Genomic DNA, 286 nt, shown 5'->3' on the forward strand with positions numbered 1-286 from the left:
CACCGTGCGGGTTCGACCCCCGCCCTCGGCACCATATGCGCCCGTAGCTCAATTGGATAGAGCGTTTGACTACGGATCAAGAGGTTAGGGGTTCGACTCCTCTCGGGCGCGCTTTTAATAACGGGAAGTGGCTCAGCTTGGTAGAGCACCTGGTTTGGGACCAGGGGGTCGCAGGTTCAAATCCTGTCTTCCCGATATTCCCAAAAACATGGGGCCTTAGCTCAGCTGGGAGAGCGCCTGCCTTGCACGCAGGAGGTCAGCGGTTCGATCCCGCTAGGCTCCACTT

The 286-nt window shown here is 58.7% G+C and carries 3 tRNA genes; all 3 read left to right on the plus strand.

Features of this window, described 5'->3' with window-relative positions:
• Positions 1-37: 37 nt before the first annotated feature.
• The 3 genes from MR070_RS26940 (at position 38) to MR070_RS26950 (ending at position 283) form a co-directional block, all read left to right on the plus strand.
• Positions 38-111: transfer RNA gene (locus MR070_RS26940), tRNA-Arg, on the plus strand.
• A gap of 10 nt (positions 112-121) precedes the next feature.
• Positions 122-195 (plus strand) — tRNA-Pro (locus MR070_RS26945).
• A 15-nt stretch (positions 196-210) separates the two neighbouring features.
• Positions 211-283: transfer RNA gene (locus MR070_RS26950), tRNA-Ala, on the plus strand.
• The last annotated feature ends 3 nt before the right edge of the window (positions 284-286 follow it).

The sequence above is a fragment of the Bacillus cereus group sp. BfR-BA-01453 genome (assembly GCF_022662915.1).
GTDB lineage: Bacteria > Bacillota > Bacilli > Bacillales > Bacillaceae_G > Bacillus_A > Bacillus_A paranthracis.